Annotated in this window: 18 protein-coding genes; 12 read left to right on the top strand and 6 right to left on the bottom strand. The window is 71.8% G+C overall.

Going from position 1 to position 24,410, the window contains the following annotated elements; all coding sequences use genetic code 11:
- Position 1: 1 nt before the first annotated feature.
- Positions 2-1,063: a glycosyltransferase family 4 protein gene (locus tag ABEA43_RS00650; protein ID WP_345557494.1), complete on the top strand. Its 1,062-nt coding sequence runs from the start codon at positions 2-4 to the stop codon at positions 1,061-1,063.
- Here ABEA43_RS00650 and ABEA43_RS00645 read toward each other — a convergent pair.
- The 3 genes from ABEA43_RS00645 to ABEA43_RS00635 form a co-directional block, all read right to left on the bottom strand.
- Positions 964-1,923 (bottom strand): lysylphosphatidylglycerol synthase transmembrane domain-containing protein, encoded by a 960-nt coding sequence (locus ABEA43_RS00645; protein ID WP_345557492.1) that lies wholly within the window; start codon positions 1,921-1,923, stop codon positions 964-966. The two genes, ABEA43_RS00650 and ABEA43_RS00645, sit on opposite strands and share 100 nt — an antisense overlap.
- A 9-nt stretch (positions 1,924-1,932) precedes the next feature.
- Positions 1,933-3,006, bottom strand: coding sequence for a TFIIB-type zinc ribbon-containing protein (locus tag ABEA43_RS00640; protein ID WP_345557490.1), 1,074 nt, complete (start codon positions 3,004-3,006; stop codon positions 1,933-1,935).
- A 112-nt stretch (positions 3,007-3,118) separates the two neighbouring features.
- Entirely contained in the window at positions 3,119-4,303 is a 1,185-nt protein-coding gene (locus ABEA43_RS00635; RefSeq protein ID WP_345557488.1) for an SPFH domain-containing protein, read from the bottom strand.
- Positions 4,304-4,397: 94 nt separating this feature from the next.
- Between ABEA43_RS00635 and ABEA43_RS00630 the strand changes: the two genes are divergently transcribed.
- From ABEA43_RS00630 to ABEA43_RS00600, 7 genes are all read left to right on the top strand, one after another.
- The gene (locus ABEA43_RS00630) at positions 4,398-5,225 is read left to right on the top strand and encodes a class I SAM-dependent methyltransferase (RefSeq protein WP_345557486.1); all 828 of its coding nucleotides are present in this window, start codon (positions 4,398-4,400) and stop codon (positions 5,223-5,225) included.
- A gap of 77 nt (positions 5,226-5,302) precedes the next feature.
- On the top strand, positions 5,303-6,181 hold the full coding sequence (locus ABEA43_RS00625) for a lysylphosphatidylglycerol synthase transmembrane domain-containing protein (protein WP_345557484.1): 879 nt from the start codon (positions 5,303-5,305) through the stop codon (positions 6,179-6,181).
- A gap of 93 nt (positions 6,182-6,274) precedes the next feature.
- Positions 6,275-7,390, top strand: coding sequence for a glycosyltransferase family 4 protein (locus ABEA43_RS00620; protein WP_345557482.1), 1,116 nt, complete (start codon positions 6,275-6,277; stop codon positions 7,388-7,390).
- Between the two features lie 32 nt (positions 7,391-7,422).
- A complete protein-coding gene (gene manB / locus ABEA43_RS00615; protein WP_425570140.1) occupies positions 7,423-8,502 on the top strand; it encodes a mannose-1-phosphate guanylyltransferase in 1,080 nt (359 codons plus the stop codon).
- A 191-nt stretch (positions 8,503-8,693) separates the two neighbouring features.
- Positions 8,694-9,587, top strand: coding sequence for a DNA-3-methyladenine glycosylase family protein (locus tag ABEA43_RS00610; RefSeq protein WP_345558752.1), 894 nt, complete (start codon positions 8,694-8,696; stop codon positions 9,585-9,587).
- A 52-nt stretch (positions 9,588-9,639) separates the two neighbouring features.
- Positions 9,640-12,192, top strand: a complete 2,553-nt coding sequence (locus tag ABEA43_RS00605; RefSeq protein ID WP_345557478.1) for a bifunctional FO biosynthesis protein CofGH — start codon at positions 9,640-9,642, stop codon at positions 12,190-12,192.
- A gap of 81 nt (positions 12,193-12,273) precedes the next feature.
- On the top strand, positions 12,274-14,022 hold the full coding sequence (locus ABEA43_RS00600) for a substrate-binding and VWA domain-containing protein (RefSeq protein ID WP_345557476.1): 1,749 nt from the start codon (positions 12,274-12,276) through the stop codon (positions 14,020-14,022).
- A gap of 47 nt (positions 14,023-14,069) precedes the next feature.
- Here ABEA43_RS00600 and ABEA43_RS00595 read toward each other — a convergent pair whose 3' ends face one another.
- The 3 genes from ABEA43_RS00595 to cofD all read right to left on the bottom strand — a co-directional run bounded on the left by ABEA43_RS00595 (position 14,070) and on the right by cofD (position 17,130).
- A complete protein-coding gene (locus tag ABEA43_RS00595) occupies positions 14,070-14,807 on the bottom strand; it encodes a lytic polysaccharide monooxygenase (RefSeq protein WP_345557474.1) in 738 nt (245 codons plus the stop codon).
- A gap of 92 nt (positions 14,808-14,899) precedes the next feature.
- Positions 14,900-16,195 carry a coenzyme F420-0:L-glutamate ligase gene (locus ABEA43_RS00590; RefSeq protein ID WP_345557472.1) on the bottom strand — a complete coding sequence of 432 codons (1,296 nt, stop codon included), beginning with the start codon at positions 16,193-16,195 and terminating at the stop codon, positions 14,900-14,902.
- Positions 16,192-17,130, bottom strand: a complete 939-nt coding sequence (cofD, locus tag ABEA43_RS00585) for a 2-phospho-L-lactate transferase (protein ID WP_345557470.1) — start codon at positions 17,128-17,130, stop codon at positions 16,192-16,194. The genes ABEA43_RS00590 and cofD overlap by 4 nt, the downstream gene beginning before the upstream one ends.
- 182 nt (positions 17,131-17,312) lie before the next feature.
- Here cofD and ABEA43_RS00580 point away from each other — a divergent pair, with 182 nt between their 5' ends.
- The 4 genes from ABEA43_RS00580 to ABEA43_RS00565 all read left to right on the top strand — a co-directional run bounded on the left by ABEA43_RS00580 (position 17,313) and on the right by ABEA43_RS00565 (position 24,330).
- Positions 17,313-19,475 (top strand): hypothetical protein, encoded by a 2,163-nt coding sequence (locus ABEA43_RS00580; protein ID WP_345557468.1) that lies wholly within the window; start codon positions 17,313-17,315, stop codon positions 19,473-19,475.
- A gap of 318 nt (positions 19,476-19,793) precedes the next feature.
- Positions 19,794-20,054: a WhiB family transcriptional regulator gene (locus ABEA43_RS00575; RefSeq protein WP_020546325.1), complete on the top strand. Its 261-nt coding sequence runs from the start codon at positions 19,794-19,796 to the stop codon at positions 20,052-20,054.
- 114 nt (positions 20,055-20,168) lie between these two features.
- Complete coding sequence (locus ABEA43_RS00570; protein WP_345557465.1) at positions 20,169-22,976, top strand: glycosyltransferase family 2 protein; 2,808 nt, start codon at positions 20,169-20,171, stop codon at positions 22,974-22,976.
- A 46-nt stretch (positions 22,977-23,022) separates the two neighbouring features.
- Positions 23,023-24,330 (top strand): DUF5719 family protein, encoded by a 1,308-nt coding sequence (locus tag ABEA43_RS00565; RefSeq protein ID WP_345557463.1) that lies wholly within the window; start codon positions 23,023-23,025, stop codon positions 24,328-24,330.
- Positions 24,331-24,410 lie beyond the last annotated feature (80 nt).

Here is a 24,410-nt window from a genome sequence, read left to right as displayed (position 1 = left end):
GTTGCGGATCGCGATCGTCGGGCCGGCCTATCCGTACAAGGGCGGCGGGGCGCAGCACACCACCGAGCTGGCGCACCGGCTCGCGGCCCAGGGCCACGACGTGGTGATCGAGTCGTGGCGGGCGCAGTATCCGTCGTTCCTCTATCCGGGGCAGCAGACGATCTCCGCACCGGAGGGTACGCCCTTTCCGAAGGTCGTGCGCAGGCTCGACTGGCGGTGGCCGGGCGGGTGGGTGTCGGCGGGGCGGCGGTTGCGGTCGGCGGATCTGGTGGTGCTGGTGGTGCTGAGCCCGGTGCAGGTCCCCGCCTATTTGGGGATTTTGTACGGGATAGGGCGAAAAGTCAGGACAGTTGCGCTTTGTCATAACGTGCTGCCGCACGAGCGGAAGCCTTACGACGAGCCGCTCATGAAGGCGCTGCTCAAGCGGGTCGATGGCGTGCTGGCCCACTCCGAGCCGCAGGCCGAGCTGGCCAGAGGGCTCACGGGCAAGCCGGTCCGCGTGGCCGGGCTGCCGCCGCACCTGCCTTCGACCACGGCGGAGAGGTCCGCGCAGGTTCATCGCCGGCTGCTGTTCTTCGGCATGGTCCGGCCGTACAAGGGGCTGGACCTGCTGCTGCGCGCCCTGCCTGACGGGGTCGGGCTGACCGTGGCAGGGGAGTTCTGGGGCGGGCTGGAGGAGACCCAGGCGCTGATCGCGGAGCTGGGGCTCGGCGACCGGGTGGAGCTGCGGCCCGGCTATGTGGCGGCGGGGGACGTGCCCAAGCTGTTCGCCGCGGCCGACGCGCTCGTGCTGCCGTACCGGAACGCGACCGCCAGCCAGAACGTCTGGCTCGGCCACGAGCACGGCGTCCCCGTGATCGCCACCCGCGTCGGCGCGCTCGCCGACCATGTCACCGACGGCGTGGACGGGCTGCTGGTCGAGCCGGACGACGCCGGGGCGCTGCGGGAGACGATCGAGCGGTTCTACGCCTCGGGCGAGCCGGAGAGGTTGCGGTCGGGCGTCAAGGCGGTCGATCCCGAGCCGTTCTGGTCGGCGTACGCGGGCGCGCTGCTGACCGTCTGACGGGCGAGCAGGAACGAGATGCCCGCGGCCGTCGCGTCCGCCAGCGTGAACGCCAGCCGCGACACGATCGCCACCGCGAGCGCGACGGGGGTGCCGACGACCGGGCCGAGCACGAGCACCAGCGCGCCCTCCCTGACCCCGACCCCGGCGGGGACCACGACGGTGAGGATCCCGGTCGCCCAGGCGAACGCGTAGGCGCCGGTGGCGACGAGGTAGAGGTCCCATCGGCCGGCGAGCAGCCAGATGTGCAGGCCGTACACGAACCAGCCGAGCGCGGTCCACACCACCGCGACGACCACCGTACGGCCCGGCAGCACGGTCTCCAGCGGCTCCTTGCGTGCGATGCGCAGCGCCAGGTTGAGGCCCCAGGTGAGCACCTTGGGGTGCAGGCAGACGATGATCACCGGCACCAGCAGCACCAGGTACCAGGCCTGGCGCACCGCCTCCAGCGAGTTGAGCGTCGCGGCGGCGATCGAGATGCCGACCCCGAGGTTGATCACCAGCCCGAGCGAGATCGTCGCGAACGTGCGCCGCGGCGGGCTGCCGTGGTCGCGGCCGAGGTCCATCATCGCCGCGTACGCCCAGACCGCGCCCGGGATGTATTTCCCGAGCTGCCCCACGAACATGATCCGCCCGGCCACCCGCAACGGCACCTGGGTGCCGAGCCCCGCCAGGATCGCGCGCCAGGCCACCAGCATGAAGAACTGGCCGAGCAGCACCGCGGCGAACGCCCCCAGCACCGCCCACGGCGACATCGCGGCCACGGCGCTCGTGGTCTCGTCCCAGTTGCGGGCCAGGCCGTAGCCCAGGAAACCGAGCGCGACCAGGGCGAGGACGATACGCAGCAGGCGGCGGAGCATTGGCTCAGGCTACGCGCGGTTCGCCAGGTAAAGCCAGACGACGGCCGAGACGAGCGCCAGCGCGGCCAGCACCGCCAGCGTGATCTTCACCGCGCTGTACGGCCGATCGCCCTGGACCTCCCCGTTCACCCCGTTGATCAGCACCTGGTACGTCTTGCCGGCGAACAGGTAGCTGCCGATCCACACCGGGAGCAGCACCAGCTTGAACGTGACGCCGGCATAGGAGGTGTCCACCGTGTGCACCCGCTGCACGTCGCCGCCGATGTCCGCGCGGCAGTCGCCCTGGATGACCCCGTGCATGACGGCCTTGGCCTGCTCCAGGCCGGCCTGCGGCTCGGTGTCGTAACGCAGGCTGTGGTGCCCGGCGACGTAGCGCGGGTCGTACGGGAGCGTCCGTTCCAGGGGCCAGGGCTGGAGCCCGTCGAGCCGTTCCCTGGAGACCCGGGCCGTGGCCGCCACCAGCACGTCGTCGAAGTCGCGCGCCACCCGCCCGGCGGCCGGGTACCAGCGGGTCTTGCGCACCCGGCGGGTCTTCCGCTCGCCGTTGACCGTGTAGCTCTCGGTCACCCAGTAGTGCTGGCCGCGCTGGCCGGTGTAGTCGGAGACGGTGGCCGCGTCGAACGTCCAGTGCGGCAGGTACGTGCTCTTCATCGACTCCGCCTCGGTGACCCTCTTGAGGCGGTTGGGGGCGAACCAGCGGGTCTTCACCCAGGCGCGCAGGGCGGTCCTGGCGCCGCCGCGGTCCAGCCCGAACGGCAGCACGGCCTCCGGGGCGACCTGGCTGTCCGCCGTGGTGTCGGCGACCAGGACGGTGCCGCAGAACTGGCACAGCTTGGAGATCGCGTCGCTCTCCGTGCGGGCGGCGCAGCCCGGGCAGGCGAACTGGTGCGGCGCCAGGGTGTGGACGCGCGGCTTGGCCAGGAAGGCGTCGTAGGAGTGCTCGCGCACGTGCCGGGCCGGTGCGGCGATCTGCTGTTCGAGGCCGCAGTAGGGGCAGCGCAGTGCGGTGGTGCCGGGGGCGAAGGCCACGCTCGCGCCGCAACCCGTGCACGGGTGGGCGGGGGTCCGGGTGGGGGACGTCACGGGGATCCTCTCGGTGACCGGCTTCCGGCAGGTGTCCGGCGCTGGGCTCTGGCGGCGGCTCTTGGCGTCTCGGGCGTCTCTGGCAGCGGTTCCGGCGTCTCAGGCGGCGGGCTCAGGCGGGGGGTAGCGGGGGCGGGGTGCTGTGCAGGAGGGCGGCCAGCTCGGGGACGTCGCGTGCGGGCGTCCACTGCGGCATCCCGGCCCGCCACACCAGCGCGTCCGGGGTGAGCCCGGCGGTGGCCAGCCCGGCCGCGTCGAACGGGCCGCGCCGCTCGCCGTCCACCCCGAGATACCACTCGTCCGGACGGGGAAGCGGCGGCGGCCCGGCCTGATCCTGCGGCGCGGGCTGAGGGTGTGGGGTGGGCTGGGCCTGCGGGCTCGGCGGGGGGTATGGGGTGGGCTGGGCCTGCGGGCTCGGCTGGGGATGCGGCGCGGGCTGGGTCTGGGGGGCAGGCTGTGGGGCGAGGGTGGAGGCGAGGTGCTGGCCGGCGGCGATGCCCATGCCGAGCCCCATGCCCTCGCCGGCCCCGTCCGAGCTCTCCAGCGCGTTCGCGGCCTGGAACCGCGCGTAGTCCCCGAGATCCCCCACGATCCCCATCTGCGACCGCTTGTCCAGCGCCCGCTCGACCTCCTCAGGCAGCGAGATGTTCTCGATCGTGAACGTCGGGATCGACAGGCCCACCCCCGCCAGGTCGGCCGTCAGCGCCTCCGCCAGCCGCCGGCCCATCTCGTGCTGCCCGGCGGCCAGGTCGAGCAGCGCGACGCCGGCCGTGCCGAGCGCGTGGGCGAGCCGGCCCACGACCAGCTGGCGCAGGTAGCCCTCCACTTCCTCGGTACGGAACTGGGCGTCGGTCCCCGCCAGCTCCCGCAGCAGGGCGGGCGCGTCGGTGACCCTGGCCGCGTACGCGCCGAACGCCCGCAGCCGCACCGGCCCGAACTCCGGGTCGCGCACCATCACCGGGTTCTGCGTGCCCCACTTGAAGTCGGCGAACTGACGGGTGCTGACGAAGTACACCTCGGACTTGAACGGCGAGTGGAAGCCGTGCTTCCAGCCCTTCAACGTCGACAGGATCGGCAGGTTCGCGGTCTCCAGCGTGTACGTCCCCGGCGCGAACGCGTCCGCGATCCGGCCCTCGTTGACGAACACCGCGACCTGCGACTCACGCACGACGAGCCGGGCGCCCATCTTGATCTCGTTCTCGTAGCGGGGGAAGCGCCAGACGAGGGTGTCGCGGCTGTCGTCGAGCCACTCGACGATGTCGATGAACTCGCCCCGGATTTTGGCGAAAAGCGCCACTTAGCCCCCATGCGTCGCTGTATGACCAGGTCGGCCACCGTACCAAAGGGCGTTTGACATCGGATTGGCGCAAGGGTCGGTACTGTGGGGACCCGTGGGGAAGCAACGCGTCGCGCAGCTCGAATACTCGGAGTTCCAGTCCGCCATGCTCGATGAGGAGAAGCGGAGGCGGAAGGCTGCGAAGATCATCGCCGTCCTGGAGCACTTCCACGGGCCGCTCGGCGGGCTGACCGTGGGCGACGTGGGCTGCTCGGCCGGGTTCATCGCCGACGAGCTCGCGCTGGCGGGGGCCAAGCACACGCTGGGCATCGACATCGACGTGCCGGGGCTGCGTAAGGCGGCCGACCGGTTCGGCGAGCGGGTGGCGTTCGTGTGCGGTGACGGTACGGCGCTGCCGTTCCCCGACGGCTCGGTCGACGTGCTGGTGTTCAACCACATCTACGAGCACGTGGTCGATCCCGACGCGGTGGTGGCGGAGATGCACCGGGTGCTGTCCGACGACGGCGTGCTCTACCTCGGGCTGGGAAACCGGCTGGGCGTGATGGAGCCCCACTACAAGCTGCCGTTCCTGTCCTACCTGCCGCCCGCGCTGGCCGACCGTTACGTGCGGGCGTCCGGGCGGGCCGACCACTACTACGAGCGTTTCCGCACGCGGCGCGGGCTGCGCCGGATGCTGCGGGCCTTCCACGTGTGGGACTACACCTTCCCCGTGCTGGCCACGCCGACCAAGTTCGCCGGGTCCGAGCTGTTCCCCGGCGCGCTGGGCCGGGTGGTGCAGGGCGTGCTGGCCAGGATGCCGCGCGAGGTGCTGCGGCTGCTGCTGCCCGTGGTGCCGACGTACCTGTGGGTGGCGACCAAGACCGCGCGCCGTCCCGTGGGGGCCGCGCTGCCGCAGCCCCCCGAGCGGGTACGCCCGCTGTGAGCCAGGACGCCGCCAAAGAGGACCCCGCCGCAGAGGACCCCGTGGAAGAAGGCGCTGCGGAAGAAGGCGCTGCGGCGGTGCCGCGGCGGCGGTCGCCGGCGCGCAGACTCGTCAGATACGTGTTCCTGGCCATCGCGCTCGCGTTCGGTGTGTGGGCGGTCGGCAAGCAGTGGGACGCGGTGGTGGCCGGCTTCGCCAGGCTGTCCGCGCCCGCCCTGGCCGGGTCGCTGGTCGCGGTGGTCGCCGCGCTGCTCGGAGCCATGCTCACCTGGCGTACCCTGCTGGCCGATCTCGGCTCGCCGCTGCCGCTCAGGCCGGCGGCCAAGGTCTTCTTCGTGGGCCAGCTCGGGAAATACATCCCCGGCGCCGTCTGGCCCGTGCTGGCCCAGATGGAGATGGGCCGCGACCTGGGGGTGCCCCGGTCGCGAAGCGCCGCGGCGTTCTTCCTGATGATGCCCATCCAGCTCGCCACCGGCCTGCTGGTCACCCTCGTCACGCTCGGCTGGGACAAGTACGGCTGGCTGCTGCTGTTCATCCCGCTGCTGCTGGTGCTGCTCGAACCCAAGGTCATCAACACCGTCATCGGCTACGCCCTGCGCAGGCTCAAGCGCGAGCCGCTCGAACGCCCGCTCACCCGGCGCGGCATGCTCACGGCGTTCGGCTGGTCGCTGGCCGGCTGGGCCGCCTACGGCGTGCACCTCTACTTCATCGCCCCCCAGATCGGCCTGGTCTTCTCCGTCGGAGCGTTCGCGCTGTCGTGGTCGCTGGGCATCCTGACCTTCGTCATCCCCGCAGGTGCCGGCGTGCGGGAAGTCGCCATGGTCGCGGTCTTGGGGCCCCAGCTTGACTCGGGTGCGGCAATTGCAGTGGCACTTTCCTCCCGCATTGTCATCATCGTGGGCGATCTGATCTGCGCGGGCTTGGCGGGAATTGCGGCGCGTCGGGACTCGGTGTGATTTGGCCCACGATTTAGGGGAGGCTGGTCATAAGCTGAACTTCAGAGGGGGACATCAGGTCCCACGATGATCTTGAGGGGAGAAGATCTTCGTATGCCTCGAGTGCTCGTTGACGCGGCGGCGGTCCCCGCGGACCGTGGCGCGTTGATCAGATACGTGGACGGGCTCGTCGCCGGGCTCGACCGGGCGGGCGCCGACCTCGCCGTGGTCTGCCAGCGGTCGGAGGCCGAGCGCTACCGGTCGCTCGCACCTTCTGCGCGGATCATGCCGGGTCCCGTCGCCATCACCAACAGGGCCGCCAGGCTCGCCTGGGAGCAGAGCGGCCTGCCGCTGCTGGCCCGCCAGGCCGGGGCGGACGTCATCCACGCCCCCTACTACTCCATTCCGCTCAGCTCAGGCCTGCCGACCGTCGTGACCATTCACGACGCCACCTGGTTCACCGAGCCCGATCAGCTCAGCCCCCGGGCGTCGTTCTTCCGCTCCGCCACGCGCACCGCCGTCCGCCATGCCCGGCGGGTGATCGTGCCGTCCAAGGCGACCAGGGACGAGCTCATCCGGGTGCTGGCCGCCGATCCCACCCGCATCGACGTCGCCTACCACGGTGTGGATCTGGCGCAGTTCCATCCGCCCAGCGAGGAGGAGATCCTGCGGGCCGCGATGAGATGCGGGCTGCACGGCCAGCCGTACGTGGCGTTCCTGGGCGCGCTCGACCCGCGCAAGAACGTGCCCAATCTCATCCGCGGGTTCGCCGCCGCCGTGAAGCGGCTGGAGAAGCCGCCGGCGCTGGTGCTCGGCGGAGGTGTGCACGAGGTCGACGTGGACGCCGCATGCAGGGAGGTCCAGGCGACGGTCAAGGTCGTGCGGCCGGGCTACCTGCGCGCGCCGGACCTGCCGGGGTTCCTCGGCGGGGCGCTCGTGGTGGCCTTTCCCTCGCGTGGCGAGGGGTTCGGGCTGCCGGTGCTGGAGGCCATGGCCTGCGGCGCCCCCGTACTGACCACGCACCGCTCCTCGCTGCCCGAAGTGGGCGGGGACGCGGTCGCCTACACCGAGCCCGACGCCGACAGCATCGCCACGGCGCTCGGGCAGCTCCTGGCCTCTTCCGAGCGAAGGCGCCAGTTGCAGGAGGCAGGGCTGGCGAGAGCCCGCGAGTTCACCTGGGAGGCCTCGGCCGAGGCCCATCTCAGCTCTTATCAACGCGCGATCGAATAGTTCGGTAACCTCACGGAGTGATGGAGAGCTCTTTGCCAGACCTCGAGGCGATCCTCCTGGTCGGGGGGCAGGGCACGCGCCTGCGTCCGCTGACACTGGGCACGCCGAAGCCGTTGCTGCCGACCGCCGGAGTGCCGTTCCTGGCTCACCAGCTGGCCCGTGCGCGATCGTTCGGTGTGCGCCGGATCGTGTTCGCGACCTCGTACAAGGCGTCGATGTTCGAGCCCGCCTTCGGCGACGGGTCGGCGTTCGGGCTCTCGCTCGAATACATGACCGAGGAGACTCCGCTCGGCACCGGCGGCGCGATCCGCAACGCCGCGGAGGCGCTCACAGCGGGCCCGTCCGACCCGGTGCTCATCCTGAACGGCGACATCCTCTCCGGTCACGACATCGGCGATCAGGTACGCAGCCATCGTGCGCGGCAGGCCGCTGTAACGCTCCATTTGACAGAAGTCGATGATCCCTCCCGGTTCGGGTGCGTGCCGACCGACGAGACGGGACGTGTGACGGCGTTCCTGGAGAAGACGCCCAATCCGGTGACCAACCGGATCAACGCCGGGTGCTACGTCTTCACCCGGTCGGTGATCGACCAGATCCCGCGCGACGAGATCGTGTCGGTGGAGCGGGAGACGTTCCCCGGGCTGATCGAGTCGGGGGAGCTCGTGCTGGGCTACGCCGACCGCACCTACTGGCTCGACGTCGGCACTCCTGCCGCCTACGTGCAGGGCTCGCGCGACCTCGTGCTCGGGCGGCTGTCCTCGCCCGCGCTGCCCGGGGCCACGGGCGAATACCTGGCGCTCGAAGGGGCCAGCATCTCGCCGGAGGCCAAGGTCCAGGGCGGCACGGTGGTGGGCGCGCGGGTCGTCGTCCACGCGGGCGCCACGGTGGTGGGCTCGGTGCTGACCGACGACTGCGTCATCGAGTCCGGCGCCAGCGTGACGGACTCCGTGGTGGGCCAGGGTGCGCGGATCTGCGCGGGCACGGTGGTGCGCGACGCGGTGATCGGCGACGGGGCCATCGTCGGGCCGGGCAACGAGCTGCAGAACGGCGTGCGGATCTGGCCGGGCATCGAGCTGCCCGAGCGGGCGATGCGCTACTCCAGCGACGTCTGACGACTCCCGCCCGGCGGCTGCACGACTCCCGCCCGGCGGCTGCACGGCTCCCGCCAGGCGGCTGCACGGCTCCCGCCAGGCGGTCGCACGGCTTTCGTCGGGAGTCCGCGCGGCCTCAGACTGGCGGCTGCACGGCTTCCGCTCGGCGGTGGGTCTGACCAGGTCCTGGCCGGGGGCAGACTGGACACGTGATGGAGCGGACGTGGGTGCCCGGCGGGCCGCTGGACGCGGGGCTGGCGCTGGCCCCGCACAAGCGCGGCAGCGGCGACCCCACGTGGCGCCAGACCGGCGACGGCGCCGTGTGGCGCACCTCCAGGACGCCCGGCGGGCCGTGCACGCTCAGAGTGCGCGTCAAGGCCGGGGCCGTGCACGGGCAGGCGTGGGGTCCGGGGGCCGAGCACGCGCTGGAGTCCATGCCGGCGATGCTGGGGGCCCTCGACGACCTGTCCGGGTTCAGCGTCAGGCACGAGGTCCTGGCGGAGGCCGTCAAGAGGCATCCCGGGCTGCGGATCGGCAGGACGGGCCGGGTCATGGAGGCCCTCGTACCGGCCGTGCTGGAGCAGAAGGTGGTCGGCCGCGAGGCGTGGCGCGCCTGGCGGTGGCTGCTGGACCACTACGGCGAGCCCGCACCAGGGCCGGCGCCCGAGGGGATGCGGGTCGTCCCCGAGCCGGTGGTGTGGCGGCAGATCCCGACCTGGCACTGGCACCGCGCGGGCGCGGAGGCCGTGCGGGCGCGGACGATCGCGAACGCCGCCTGGCACGCGGACAAGCTGGAGGCCGCCGCGACGACGCAGGAGCTGGACCGGCTGCTGCGGGCGCTGCCGGGGATCGGCGTGTGGACGTCGGCCGAGGTGCGCCAGCGGGCGTTCGGCGACCCGGACGCCGTCAGCGTCGGCGACTTCCATCTGGCCAAGCTGGTCGGCTACGCGCTGACGGGGGAGAAGACCGACGATCCCGGCATGCTGCGGCTGCTGGAGCCGTACCGGGGGCATCGGCATCGGGCGACGATCTTCGTCTGGCTGACGGGGCTGCGCCCGCCCGCGCGGGGGCCCAGGATGCCCGCCCGCGACTACCGGTCCTTCTGACACGTGCCCCCTGGGTGCGGGTGGTGAACTCAGCCCGTCGTACTGTGCCCTTATGAATCTCGTCAGCGATTCCGCGCTCCGCCGTGCTCTCGCCCGCGCCCGCGACGGCAAGACCCTCGACGTCACCGAGGCGACCGTCCTGCTGCACGCCAGGGGTGAGCACCTCGACGCTCTTCTCGAACACGCCTCCCGCGTACGCGATGCCGGGCTGAAGGCGGTGGGCCGTGAGGGGATCATCACCTACAGCAAGAAGGTGTTCATCCCGTTGACCCGGTTGTGTCGTGATCGGTGCGGCTACTGCACGTTCGCGACCGCGCCGCACAAGCTGGAGTCGCCCTTTCTGAGTCCGGACGAGGTGCTGGAGATCGCCGGGCAGGGTGCGGCGATGGGGTGCAAGGAGGCGTTGTTCACGCTGGGGGACCGGCCGGAGGACCGCTGGCACCAGGCCAGGGAGTGGCTGGACGCGCACGGCTATGACGACACGTTGTCCTATGTACGCGCCATGGCGGTCAGGGTGCTGGAGGAGACCGGGTTGCTGCCGCACCTCAACCCGGGCGTGTTGAGCTGGCGTGACCTGCAGCGGCTCAAGCCCGTGTCGCCGTCCATGGGAATGATGCTGGAGACGACGTCGCGGCGGTTGTTCGAGGAGAAGGGGCAGGCCCACTACGGTTCGCCGGACAAGGACCCGGCCGTGCGGCTGCGCGTCCTGGAGGACGCCGGGCGGACGAACGTGCCGTTCACCACGGGAGTCCTGATCGGCATCGGCGAGACCGTGACCGACAGGGCCGAGTCGATCTTCGCCATCCGGCGGGTGGCCCGCGAGTACGGCGGGATCCAGGAGGTCATCGTCCAGAACTTCCGCGCCAAGCCGGACACCGCCATGCGCGGCCTGCCGGACGCGGACCTGCAGGAGCTCGCCGCCACCATCGCGGTCGCCCGCCTCGTCCTCGGCCCCCGGGTACGCCTCCAGGCCCCGCCCAACCTGGTGGACGCCGAGTACGAGCTGATGATCAGGGCGGGGATCGACGACTGGGGCGGGGTGTCGCCGCTGACCCCGGACCACGTGAACCCCGAGCGCCCCTGGCCGCAGATCGACGACCTCGCGGCCCGTACCGCGGAGACCGGCTTCGAGCTGCGGGAGCGGCTGACCATCTACCCGGAGTACGTCCTGGCCGGCGAGCCCTGGCTGGACCCGCGCCTGATCGCGCACGTGTCCGCCCTGGCGGACCCGGTCACCGGCCTGGCCCGCGCGGACGCCCGGCCGCAGGGGCTGCCGTGGCAGGAGCCGGACGGCGGGTTCGCCGCGTCCGGCCGCGTGGACCTGCACGTCGAGGTGGACACCTCAGGGCGCACGAACGACCGGCGTGACGACTTCGACAACGTCTACGGCGACTGGGAGGCCCTGCGCGACCGTCTGCCCCAGACGGCCGCCGTGATCCCCGGCGACCTCCGGCAGGCGCTCCGGCGGGCCGGGGCCGACCCGGCCGGGCTGACCGACGCCGAGGCCGTCGCGCTGCTCGGGGCGGAGGGGGAGGCGCTCGACGAGCTGGCCGCCATCGCCGACGAGCTCAGGCGGCAGGCCGTGGGCGACGAGGTCACCTACGTGGTCAACAGGAACATCAACTTCACCAACGTCTGCTACACGGGCTGCCGCTTCTGCGCCTTCGCCCAGCGCAGGACCGACGCGGACGCGTACACGCTGAGCCTGGACCAGGTGGCCGACCGCGCGCAGGAGGGGTGGGAGGCCGGCGCGACCGAGGTGTGCATGCAGGGCGGCATCCATCCCGATCTGCCGGGCACCGCCTACTTCGACATCGCCAAAGCCGTGAAGGCGAGGACGCCCGGCATGCACGTGCACGCGTTCAGCCCGATGGAGGTCATCAATGGGGCAAGCCGCACGAACCTCTCCGTCCGCGACTGGCTGGAGGCGGCCAAGGAGGCGGGCGTGGACTCGCTGCCCGGCACGGCGGCCGAGATCCTCGACGACGACGTGCGCTGGGTGCTCACCAAGGGCAAACTGCCGGCCGCCGAGTGGATCGACGTCATCTCCACCGCCCACGAGGTGGGGATCCCCACGACGTCCACGATGATGTACGGGCACGTCGACAACCACCTGCACTGGGTCAAGCACATCAAGCTGATCAGGAGCATCCAGGAGAAGACGGGCGGGTTCTCGGAGTTCGTGCTGCTGCCGTTCGTGCACACCAGCGCCCCCATCTACCTGGCCGGCATCGCCAGGCCGGGGCCGACCGCGCAGGAGAACCGGGCCGTGCACGCCCTGGCCAGGATCCTGCTGCACGGCGCGATCGACAACATCCAGTGCTCCTGGGTGAAGCTCCGCGACGACCTGTGCCGCCAGGTGCTCCAGGGCGGCGTCAACGACCTCGGCGGCACGCTGATGGAGGAGACCATCAGCAGGATGGCGGGCTCGGAGAACGGCTCCTACAAGACCATCAGCGAGCTGCGCGAGATGGTCGAGGTGACCGGCCGGCCAGTCAGGCAGCGCACTACCGAGTACGGTATCCCGAGCCCCGAGCGGCTGCTGGCCTCCGAGGCGAGCGACGGTGTGTGCCAGAGCGTGCGGCGGGTACTGCCGATGGCGTAGTTATAACATGTTCTAACAAGTCTTGCGCCCGCTATGGGAGGCGCTGGGAGAATCATCACTCCCCTGGGAGAGAGGTTCACCGTGCGGTTGGGTCGGCACCGCGCCGCGCTGCTCCCCGAGCAGCGACGCAGGAAGGCGCTCCAGCGCGGCATGCTGGCGGGAACCACGGTGGTCGTCGTGGTCGCGGCCACCCTCGTCGTGCTGTTCGGCGGCGGCGCCACGCTGTGCACCACACGAGAGCCTGTTCTGGTCGGTGTGGCCGCCGCGGTCGATGTGGCGCCGGCGGTCATGGAGGCCGCCGGGCGCTTCAACGAGACGAAGACCTCGGTGGGCGGCCGGTGCGTGCTCGTGCAGGTCACCGAGCAGCCGCCGGCCACCGTGCTGCGCACGCTGATCGGCGACCGGGCGGGCGTGCTGCGCGAGCGGCCCGACGGCTGGATCGCGGACTCCTCGGCCTGGATCAGGCTGGCCCGCCAGCAGGGCGCGAGTGCGCTGCCCGCGGGCGAGAGCGTGGTGGCCACGTCGCCGCTGGTGTTCGCCACCCGGTCGTCGCTGGCCCAGCGCTTCTCCGTGGGCAAGACGGAGATGAACTGGCGGATGGTCTTCCCCTCGACCGTGCGCGGGCGGCTCACGCCCAACGCGAACGAGCCGGACGTCGTACGCGTCCCCGACCCGTCGCTGGCCGGAGCGGGCATCGCGACCGTGGCCGCCGCCAGGGACGTCGTCGGCACGGGCCCGGCGGCGGACAAGGCGCTGACCGCGTTCGTCCGCTGGGCGCAGGCGGGCTCGGCGCCCGACTACCGCAGCATGCTGGCCGCGGTCGACGACCACACCTTCTGGCAGCGCCCGGTCGTCATCGTCCCCGAGCAGTCGGTGTGGAACCACAACCTGCGACCCTCCGCCGACCCGGTCGTCGCGCTGCACCCGCGCGAGGGCACGATCAACCTGGACTACCCGTACGTCGTCACCGCCACCGATCCGACGGTCGCCGAGGCGTCCACGGTCTTCGCCGGCTGGCTGACCGGCGCGCAGGCCCAGGACGTGATCCGGCGGGCGGGGTTCAGGTCGGGAGACGGCACCCAGGGCCCGCTCTCGCCCGGGCCGCAGATCCCGTCCGCGGCCCCGAAGGCCAGGCCGTCGGTGTCGCCGCAGGACATCGACGAGGCCTTGCGCGCCTGGAGCAGGCTGGCCCCGCCGACGAACATCCTCGTGCTGGCCGACACCTCCAAGCACATGGCCGAGCCGATGAACGGCAGCACCAAGGTCAGGGTGGCGCTGGACGCGGCCAAGATCGGGCTGCAGCTCTTCCCGAACTCCACGCACATGGGCATGTGGGAGTTCGCCGACAAGCTGGGGCGCATCAAGGGCTACCAGGAGCGGGTCGGGCTCGGCCCGATCAGCGAGCCGGCCAGCGGGCAGGTCATCCGGCGCAGCCGCCTGGACGAGCTGACCAGCACGATCACCGCCCATCCCAAGCGGGACAGCTCGCTCTACGACGCGATACTCAGCGGCTTCCGCGAGGTCACCGGCGACTACCGCGAGGAGATGAACAACTCGCTGCTGGTGATCACGGCGGGCCGGGACGACGGCAAGGGCTCGAACCTGACGCAGCTCCTGGATCATCTCCGCCGCGAGTGGAACCCGGACAAGCCCGTACAGATCGTCATCATCGCCTTCGGCAAGGGCGTGGACCGGGCGAGCCTGTCCCAGATCACCGCGGCCACGAACGGCTCCCTGCACGAGGCCCAGGAGCCGGGCGAGATCATCGACGTGTTCCTCGCGGCCCTGGCCCGCAGGCTGTGCCATCCCACCTGCAAGCCCACGACCTGACCGGACGAAAAAAGGGGGCGCGTGAGCGCCCCCTTTTCGCTGGTTGATCAGACCTTCTGCCAGAGGGCCGGGACGTTGGGCGGCTCCCAGCCGGCGATGGCGGTGTGACCCTGGACGCACCGGTAGGTGGAGCCGTTGTAGGTCACGGTGCTGCCGGTCGCGTATGTGGCGCCGGCCCTCCACGTGCCGGAGGGCGTCGTCGGGGTCACCGTCGGCGTCGGGGTCGGCGTCGGGGTGACGGTCGGGGTCGGCGTGGGCGTCGGGTTGCCGCCGCCACCGCCGATGTTCAGGTCGATGCAGGAGTAGAAGGCGTTGGTGGTGTCGGAGATGTTCCAGATCGCCAGGACCTTCTGCCGGCCGGAGTAGCCGGAGAAGTTGACCGTGTGCGAGAGGGTCGCCGGCGGCTGCTGGCCGTTGCCGTTGAAGACGGCCACCCGGCTGTTGCCGATGTAGTACTCGTAGTTCAGGGTGGCGTGCCTGGCGGTGAACGTCCAGTTGAAGGTCACCGTGCTGCCCACCGACGCGACGGGCCACGCCTTGCTCTCGTCGCTGAGCTGGGCGAACTGTCCCAGGTTGGCGTGGCAGTTACGCAGCCCCTTGGGGCCTTCCACGCTCTGCGGCTCGTAGATGATGTTGCCGCAGTTGGACACCCTGCCCTGGGCGCAGTTGGCCTGCCTGCTCGGGGGCGAGTTGACGTAGCCGTGTGCGAACGCCGGAGTGGTGTTGAACAGCGTCGTCGCGACGCCGATCACCACCACGGCGACTAACGTGAGCATCCTTCTCATGAAGTTGGCTCCTTTACATGGGGGGATGCTCCAAATGTAAAGGAAACTTTCCTAACGGTAAACGGCTGGCTGACCGTGGTCCGAAAACGCGGTCAGCGTGTGACGATGAAATCCGCCGGGTCGCGGGGTGCGCGATCGCGCGGCGGCGCGGCCGCGTGGCCGACCGCCACACAGCCCATCGGGTCCCATGACCCGGGCAGATCGAGCACCTCGCGGACCACCGGACGGCAGAACATCGTGGACGAGACCCACGCCGAGCCGAGCCCTTCGACGGCGAGCTGGATGAGGAAGTTCTCCACCCCCGCGCCGGTCGCGACGATGAACATCTCGCGCTCCGAGGCGTTGCGCCGCTCGTCCCGGTAGGTGTGGGAGCCCTCCATCACCAGGCACGGCACCACCAGGTAGGGGGCCTTGCGCAGGACGTCGCCGCGCTTGACCCGCTTGGCGATCGACTGCTCGGTGAACCCGTCGCCGCGCAGGTCCTCGATCCACGCGTCGCGCATGGCGTCGAGCAGCTTCGTCCTGGTCTCCGGCGACTCCACCAGCACGAACCGCCACGGCGTCGTGTGATGCGGCGCCGGCGCGGCGATGCCCGCCGCCACCGCCCTGCGCACGGCGTCGCCGTCGACGGGCCGGTCGGCGAACTCCCTGATCGTCCGGCGGGCGAACACGACGTCCCGCGACCCGAACCGGAACAGGTCGTCGTCGGCCGCCCTGACCAGCGGCCGGACGCCCGGCCCCGCGTCGTCGGTGACCAGGTGGGCCAGCCCGCGCACGATCGCCACCGGAACCCCGGAGAGCTTGCCCTTGACCAGCTCGGCCGCGCCCGCGATCTCGTCGGCCAGCGCCGTGACCGTGGCGTTGAGCGCGTTGCCGTAGCCGTCGGACGAGCCGCGGAAGTCGTCGAGCGGCCGCATGCCCGCCACGCCGATGGCCACGTCGGTCAGGCCGTTGCGCCACGGGCGGCCGAACGTGTCGGAGACGATCACGCCGGTCCGGGCCGGCAGGCCCTTCCTGATCCGCTCGGCCGAGGCGTCGGGGTCCTCCGGCAGCAGCAGCACCGTGCCCGGCTCGGTGTTGGAGGCGTCGACCCCGGCGGCGGCCATGACGAAGCCGTGGCGGGTCTGGGAGATCACGGTGTCGCCGCGCCTGGCGACCACGCGCTCGCTCTCGTCCTCGATCGCCTGGATCCGGTCGGGCGCCTGGCGGACGCGGCCCTCGGCCTTGCTCACGATCTTGGAGGTGACGACCACGATGTCGCCGTCGCGCAGACCGGCGTCCTGGAGCAGCCCTGCCACGTCGTCGCCGGGCCGCACCTCACCGATGCCCTCGACGGCGATCACTTCGACGCGGCGCGGCACGCCGGGGGTGGCCAGGGGAGAAGTCATCGGGCGAGCTCCAGTGCGAGGTCGAGGGCGGTGCGGGCGATGGCGGCGGCGGCTTCCGCGTCGTGCATGAGGATCGGGCGGGCGACCACCCGGACGCCGTCGAGCGCGACGCCGTCGTCCTCCTCGGCCACCAGCCAGCCGTCGATCAGCTCGGAGCCGTACAGGTCGAGGACGGCCTGCGCCGTCGTCTCCACGCCGATGGCCGTCAGGCAGGCGTCGGCCATGCCGCGCACGGGCGCGCCGCCGATGATCGGCGAGACGCCGACCACGGTCTTGGCGAGCAGGGCGGCGCGGATGCCGGGCACCTGGAGGATCGTGCCGATGCTCACGACCGGGTTGGACGGCGGCAGGATGACCACGTCGGCCTGCTCGATCGCCTCCAGCACGCCCGGCGCGGGCTTGGCGGTGCCGGCCCCCACCAGCGCGAACGACTGCGCGGGGACGGAGGCGCGCAGGCGGACCCACCACTCCTGGAAGTGGATGGCGCGCTTGCCCTGATCGTCCTCGATCACGACATGGGTCTCGCAGCGGTCGTCGGTCATCGGCAGCAGCCGCACGCCCGGCTGCCAGCGCGCGCACAGCGCCTGCGTGATCTCGGAGAGCGGATAGCCCGCCTCCAGCATCTGCGAGCGGACGATGTGGGTGGCGAAGTCGCGGTCGCCCAGCCCGAACCACTGCGGCTCGACGCCGTACGCGGCCAGCTCCTCCTTGACGACGTGGGACTCCTTGGCCCGCCCCCAGCCCTGCTCCTCGTCGATGCCGCTGCCCAGGGTGTACATCACGGTGTCGAGGTCGGGACAGACGCGCAGGCCGAACAGGGTGATGTCGTCACCGGTGTTGCCGATCACGGTGATGGAGGCGTCGGACGCCGTCAGGCGCAGACCACGCAGGAAACGGGCGCCGCCGATGCCGCCGGCGAGGGACACGATGTGCATGCGGCCCAGTCTTCCACCGGGCTCTGACAACCCCACCCCGGGAGTGGTTTTCTCCATCTCGGTAGGGGTGTCCTTGCTGGTATGGGCCGAATTGGGATGTATGAGGTTCTTGGGACTTCCGCCGAGTAAGCGAGTGATGTGGCAAACTCCCTTCGGGCCAAAGGGTCCGTTGGGGGTTAGCTATGAGCAAACTTGACGTCGCCCGGCTGAGGGAGCCGGCCGCCTGGATCATGCTTGTCACCGGACTGTTGAACGTGCTGCTGGCGATCGGCCACATCGTGATCGGCTCGGTCGGCTCGTCCTTCATGGAACGCGCGGCTCAGAACTTCTCGAGCCTGACCAGCCCGCTCGTGACGGCATTGCTCCTGGGCGCCGTGGTGCTCGTCACCAAGGTCGGCGAACCGTCGCCCAAGGCCAAGCCCATCATGTACGGGTCCGCGGCCGGGCTGTTGCTCGCCGCGGTGTTCGGCATGCTGTCGCTGGTGCTCGGCCTGTTCTCCGGGGGCGGCGTGCGCGGGACGGTGGAGTTCGTGCTCCTGGGCGTGCCGACGCTCGCGCTGACCGCCATCGCGCTGGTCTATCTGCTGCCTCAGGTGCTGCCCGAGCGGCCCGTCGCGCAGGTCTACCACCAGGACTTCGGGCAGCAGGCGCCGTACTTCGGCCAGCAGCCTCCGTCCGGTCAGCAGGCGCCCTACGGTCAGCCTGGCTACGGTCAGCAGCCGCCGTCGGGCCAGCCCGGTTACGGGCACCAGGAGCAGGCTCAGCCCGGCTACGGGCAGGCGGGACAGCAGGAGCAGGCCCCGCCCGGCTACGGCCAGCAGCCTCCGTCCGGTCAGCAGCCGCCCTACGGCCAGCAGCCCCCCTCAGGTCAGCAGCCCCCTCCCGGTCAGCCCTCTGGTCAGCAGTCCCCTCCCGGTCAGCCCCAGCCCGGCCAGCAGGCGCCCTACGGCCAGCCTGGCTATGGTCAGCAGCCCCCGTCGGGTCAGCAGCCCCCGTCGGGCCAGCCCGGTGGTTATGGTCAGCAGCTCGGCTACGGCCCGCAGCCTCCGTCCGGTCAGCAGATGCCGCCCGGTCAGGGCTACGGTCAGCAGCCGCCGAGCTACGGCGGCCAGCCTGAGCAGGGCTCCTACGCGCCCGCCGGCCAGCCCGAGGCGGTCCAGCCGCTGTACGCGCAGCCGGAGGCGTACCAGCCGATCAGGGCCGCCCTCCCCGCCGCGCCCTCGGACCGGCGCCAGCCTGAGCAGCCGCAGTTCGGCCAGGCCGACCAGGCGTATCCGCCGCAGAGCTTCGGCCAGGACGCCGGCTTCGGCCAGGATTCAGGCTTCGGTCAGGATTCAGGCTTCGGTCAGGATTCAGGCTTCGGTCAGGATTCAGGCTTCGGGCAGAGCCCGGGTGCCGGTCAGGGCCCCGGGCTCGGTCAGGACTCCGGCTTCGGGCAGAACCCGGGCACCGGCCAGGACTCCGGCTTCGGCCAGCCGGCCTATGCGCCGGCGGACACGACGCCGTCGGTCCAGCCGCCGCTCGACTACGCCACCCCGCCCGCCGGCGAGTACACCCCCGCCCCCTACGTCCCGGCGGACAGCCAGCCGGGCGTCGGCCAGCCGAGCCCGAACCCCTACGCGCCGGCCGCCGCCGACCAGCTCAACCCGTACGCCCCGCCCGGGGACCAGCAGAGCCAGTACGCGCCGCCGGACACCACGCCCAACGCTTTCGCCGCCCCCGTGGAGCAGGCGTACCCGGCGGGCGACACCGCGCCGAGCGTCCCGTACCCGCAGGCCGAGCAGCAGCAGTTCGGCCAGGGGTCCTCCTTCTTCGGGCAGAGCGCGTTCGACCAGCAGAGCGGCCCCCAGGGCGGTCCCCAGGGGCAGCCGGGTCCGCAGGGCGGTCAGCCGTTCACCGGTTACTCGGGCCACGAGTACGCCACGCCGGCCGCCTACCAGGAGCCGGACGCGCCCGTGGACCCGCGCTCGCAGCAGCTCATGGACGCCTACCAGCAGGCGGAGACGTACCAGCACTCGGGCGCCCAGTACGCCCCGCCCGAGCTGCGCGTCCCCGACTACTCCAGCCAGGCGGGCCGCTCGTACGACGACCCGTTCGGCCACCCGCAGCAGCAGGCCCCCCAGCAGCAGCACCAGCAGCCGGCCGGCGGGTACGAGCCCCAGCAGGGCCAGTACCAGCCCACCCACCAGGCCCCGGCCGGCTGGAGCGAGGCTCAGGGCGAATCGACGATGCGGCTCGATCCCACGTCGTTCGCATCGGGCTCCTTCGGCGGCGACCAGCGCCGGCCGGGGGACGACCCGATCGACCCGACCGCCATATACACCCCCAATGAGCCACGCAGGTAACGGACCGGCAATGTACGGCTAGAGAGAAGGTGGGCCACGGGCGGGCGTCTATCCCGCCCTGGTACGGTTCCGACCGCTGACAGCATTGAAAACGCCTGGTCGGCGCCATGTACGCAGGGCGCTGGCCGGGTGCGAACATCACATGCCGAGCACACCGGGGCGAGATCTGGTCTTTCCCCGGATACCCGCATGCCGCTTGACGTCACGTACGGCACGCGCGTGTAATTACAACCATGTTGTTACGCCTTCCAGTGGGTGGGTAGTAAGGAAGGCGTCCATGGGGGGCTCCATTGCGGGCGGGCGGCAGGGAGGTGTGCAGTGACCGATCCGGTCATCGCACAGGATCAGCTTGACGCTGAAGAACTTGGCTGGCAGGAGCGTGCCTTGTGCGCGCAGACGGATCCAGAGGCGTTCTTCCCGGAAAAGGGCGGCTCTACCCGAGAGGCCAAGAAGGTCTGCCGATCGTGCGAGGTCCGTGCAGAGTGCTTGGAATACGCACTCGAGCACGATGAGCGGTTCGGCATCTGGGGTGGACTGTCCGAGAGGGAGCGCAGACGGATCAAGCGCCAGGCCGTTTAGGTATATGGGCGAGGGGGTCACGCGGGTTGTCCGTGTGGCCCTTTTTCGCATGAATATTGAGCTTGCACCTGTATGGTGGGCGCGCCTGATCAACCCCCCAGGAGTCGTCCACCCATGTCCCGTCCCTACGTCACCGCGATCGTCGTCGCTCATGACGGCGCGCGCTGGCTCGGGGAGACACTGCGGGCGCTGGCCGGCCAGAGCCGCAGGCCCGACCGCGTGGCGGGCGTCGACAACGGCAGCAGGGACGGCTCGGCCGGCCTGCTCGCCCAGATGTTCGGCAACGCCAATGTGATCTCCCTGCCCCGCTCCGCCGGTTTCGGCGAGTCCGTCGCCGAGGCGCTCGCGAAGCTGCCGCCCGGCCGCGACGAGTGGATCTGGCTGCTGCACGACGACTGCGCCCCTGACCGGCACGCGCTGGAGGCGCTGCTGCACGCCGCCGAGCAGGATCAGAAGGCCGCCGTGCTGGGCCCGAAGCTGCTCGACTGGATCGACCGCAGGCGGCTGCTCGAAGTGGGCGTCACCGTGGGCCGTACCGGGCGCAGGGACACGGGGCTGGAGCCGCGCGAGTTCGACCAGGGGCAGCACGACGGGACCCGGGAGGTCCTGTCGGTGTCCACGGCGGGCATGCTGATCCGCCGCGACGTGTGGGAGCGGGCAGGCGGGCTCGATCCGTTCTTCCCGCTGTTCCGTGACGACCTCGACCTGTGCTGGCGGGTGCGCAACGCCGGGCACAGGGTGCTGAACGTGACCTCCGCCGTGGCCTGGCACGCCGAGGCGGCCTCGCGCAGGCGGCGGCGCATCGCGGTCAGCGGCGACCATCCGCGCCGGCTGGACCGGCGAAACGCGATCTTCGTGGTGATGGCGAACCTGCCGTTCGGCGCGATGCTGTGGGCGCTGCTGCGCAACGTGCTCGGCTCGGCCTTCAGGACGCTGCTGTTCATCGTGAGCAAGCAGCCCGCGAACGCGCTGGACGAGGTCGTGGCCATGGGCTCGATCCTGGCGCACCCGTTCCGGCTGATGAAGGCGCGGAGAGCGCGCCGTCACGGCCGCAAGAAGGGATATATCCGCATAAAGCGGTTGATGACCTCGCGGTGGGCGGCCTACCGGCGGCTCACCGACATGGTGCAGAGCTTGATCGCCGGCGAAGCGCCCGTGGACTCGACCGGCCGCCACCACCACGCCACCACCCCGGCCTCCCCGGAGGACGAGTTCGCGGCCGTGCCGCACGACTCGGGCGCGGTCAAGCGGTTCATCACCCGTCCCGGCGTGGTCCTCATGCTCGCGCTGGCCGTCGTCTCCCTGATCGCCGAGCGTTCCCTCCTGGGAGGCGAACGGCTCGGCGGCGGCGCACTCGTCCCGGTGACGGGCGGCGCGGCGGACCTCTGGGCCTTCTACACCGAGGGCTCCCACGATCTCGGCCTGGGCTCGGCCGCCTGGGCACCTCCATACGTCGCCGTGCTCGCCGCCCTGTCCACGCTGACGCTCGGCAAGACCTGGCTGGCGGTCTCCGCGTTGTTGCTCGGCTCGGTGCCGCTGGCGGGCGCGACGGCGTACCTGGCGACCCGGCACGTCATCCCGGCGGTGCCCGCGCGGGCGTGGGCGGCCGGGACGTACGCGCTGCTGCCCGTCGCGACCGGCGCGATCGCGTCGGGGCGGCTGGGGACGGCCGTGGTGTTCGTGCTGGTGCCCCTCTACGCCTCGCTCGGCACGACGCTGCTGTCCGCAGAGCGCCGCCGGGCCCGCCGCGCGGCCTGGGGACTGGGCCTGGCGCTGGCCGTGGGGACGGCGTTCGTGCCGCTGGTCTACCCGCTCTTCGCCGTCCTGGGCGTGCTCGGGGCGGTGGCGTTCGGCGGGGGGCGGCGGGGCGTGGCGACGTCCATGGCCGTGGCGCTGGTGGTGCCGGTGGCGCTGCTGTTCCCGTGGCTGGCGGGCCTGGTGACGGATCCGGGCAGGATCCTGCTCGAAGCCGGGCTGCACGACCCGGCCCTCGTCGATCCCGCGCTGCCCGCCGAGTCGCTGCTCGCGCTCAGCCCCGGAGGTCCCGGCCTGCCGCCGTTCTGGGTGAGCGCCGGCCTCGTGGCGGCGGCGCTGGCCGCGCTGCTCATGCGCCGCCAGCGGATGATCGTCGCGATCGGCTGGGGCGTGGCCCTGTACGGGGTGCTGGCGGCCATCGTGGTCAGCCGCATCTCCGTCGAAGGGGCGCGGGCCTGGCCGGGGGTGCCGCTGGCGTTCGCGGGGACCGGGCTCCTGGTCCTCGTGGGCCTGACCGCGCATCGCCTGACCGAGCTGCGCGCGGGCGGCGGGCTGCGGCGGGTGGGGGCGACGCTGGTCGCGGCCGTGGCGTTCAGCACGCCGCTGCTCGCCGCCGGCCACTGGATGGTGAACGGCGTACGCGGGCCCCTCGTCGGCGACGCGCCCGACGTGCTGCCCATGCTGGCGGCGGCCCGCACCGCGAACGGCGAGCGGACGCTCGTGCTCAAGGGGTCCGCGTTCACCGTGCTGCACGGCCGTATGCCGCTGATCGGCGAATCCGAGCTGCCCGTCGCGTCCGAGGCCCGTACCCGGGTGGCCACGGCGGCGCAGGGCCTCGTCGGCGGGCGCGGCGGCGACGCGGCCACGCTGGCGCAGCACGGCATCGCGATGATCGCCGTGGCGCCGCCGTTCACGGCCGAGCTGACCAAGACGCTCGATTCCCAGCCGTCGCTGCAGCGCCTGAGCCTGTCGGAGTTCGGCGGGCTGTGGCGGCTGGCCGAGCCGGTCACGCGCGTGCCCGCCCAGCCGGAGAGCGTGCTGCACCTGCCGTGGCTGTGGGCGCAGGGGGCGCTGGTGCTGCTGGTGGCGCTCCTGGCCGCGCCGGGGCGGCGGGAGAGCGCGGGGGAGAGCGTGGAAGCGCCGGCCGCTGCTCTGGCGGGTGCCTGATGAGGGCCTTTCGCGGTGGTCCCGGCCGATATGCAGTGGCGGGTGCGTGGTGAAGGCTTTCGTGGAGAACCGGTTCGGGCTGCTGGCGCTGGTCGTCGTGGCGCTGATCGCCATGTACGGCGTCGCGTTCGTCACCAGGCCAGGCCCCGTGGTCCCCGTCCCCGAGGGGCCCAGGAAGGTGGCCGTCGAGTCGGTCACCGCCGTGTGCCCGGGGACGAAGGGCGAGCACGTCAACGTCTACCTGCCGGGCACGCTGTCCGGCGAGACGATGCGGGACGGGAAGCCGTACGTGACGAACGGCCCCGGCGGGCTGGAGGCCGGCTACCTCACCCGCGCCGCCGAGGGCGGCGCGCGCGGGCTGGCCGGGGTCCGCTGCACCGAGCCCGCCGCCGAGACCTGGCTGGTGGGCCCCGGCCCCGCGAGCGCCGACGTGCGCCTGCACCTCACCAACGCGGACAAGGCGCCCGCGCTCGCCGACGTCCAGGTGTACGCGGCCGAGGGGCCCGTCTCCGGCGACAAGGGGATCGGCCTGGAGATCGCGCCCGGCGAGCACCGCGAGATCGACCTGAAAGACCTGGCCCCGTCGGCCGACGTGATGACCGTGAGCGTCACCACCGTCTTCGGCCGCGTCGCCGTCGCCGCCAGGACCACGCTGGAGACCGGCGGCGTCGACTGGCTCCCCGCCGCCGCGCCGCCCGCCACGCGCGTGGTCGTCCCCGGGATCCCCGGCGGGGGCGGCCGCCGCGAGCTCCTCGTCGCCGCCCCCGGCGAGAGCGACGCCGTGGTGCGGCTCAAGGCCGTGAGCGAGGACGCCGAGTACGCGATGAAGGGCCGGGAGACGCTCGACATCCCGGCGGGCAGCGTGGTCTCGCTGGACGTGACCACGGGGGTGGGGGCCTCGTCCGCCGCCCTCGTGCTCACCTCGCCGGTCCCGATCGTGGCCGGGGTGGTGATCACGGGCACGGGCCAGCGCTCCGACGTCGCCTACACCGCCGGCACGCCGTCACTGGAGCTGGGCAGCGCGGTGGCCCGCAACGCGACGGGCTCCCGCCTGGTCCTCACGGCACTCGGCGGGCCGGGCAAGGTGCGGGTGCAGGTGGTGCCGGCGAAGGGGGCGGCGGAGCAGCCGTTCGACGTAGACGTGCCGGCGGGGCGGACCAGGAACGTGGGCATCAAGGCCAAGGGCGAGTTCGCGCTGGTGGTCACGCCGGTCTCCGGGGAGGTCTACGGGGGGCGGGTGGTGGAGGAACGCCTGAAGACGGGCCTGCTCATCACGGCGCAACCGCTGGCGGCGGCGCGGATGTGGACGATGCTCCCACCCCTGGCCGACGACCCCCGGGTCGTCCTGCCCTGAGCGGGCTTGGGGCTCTGCGCGATCTCTGGCATTTCGCCGCAGGAAGGGCGATGAGTTTCGCTCAGCCGGCGAGTCCAACC

The organism is Nonomuraea rosea, assembly GCF_039539705.1.
In the GTDB taxonomy this organism is placed as follows: domain Bacteria; phylum Actinomycetota; class Actinomycetes; order Streptosporangiales; family Streptosporangiaceae; genus Nonomuraea; species Nonomuraea rosea.
Note: the sequence above shows the minus strand (reverse complement) of the source record. Positions and strands in the feature narration are given on the sequence as shown.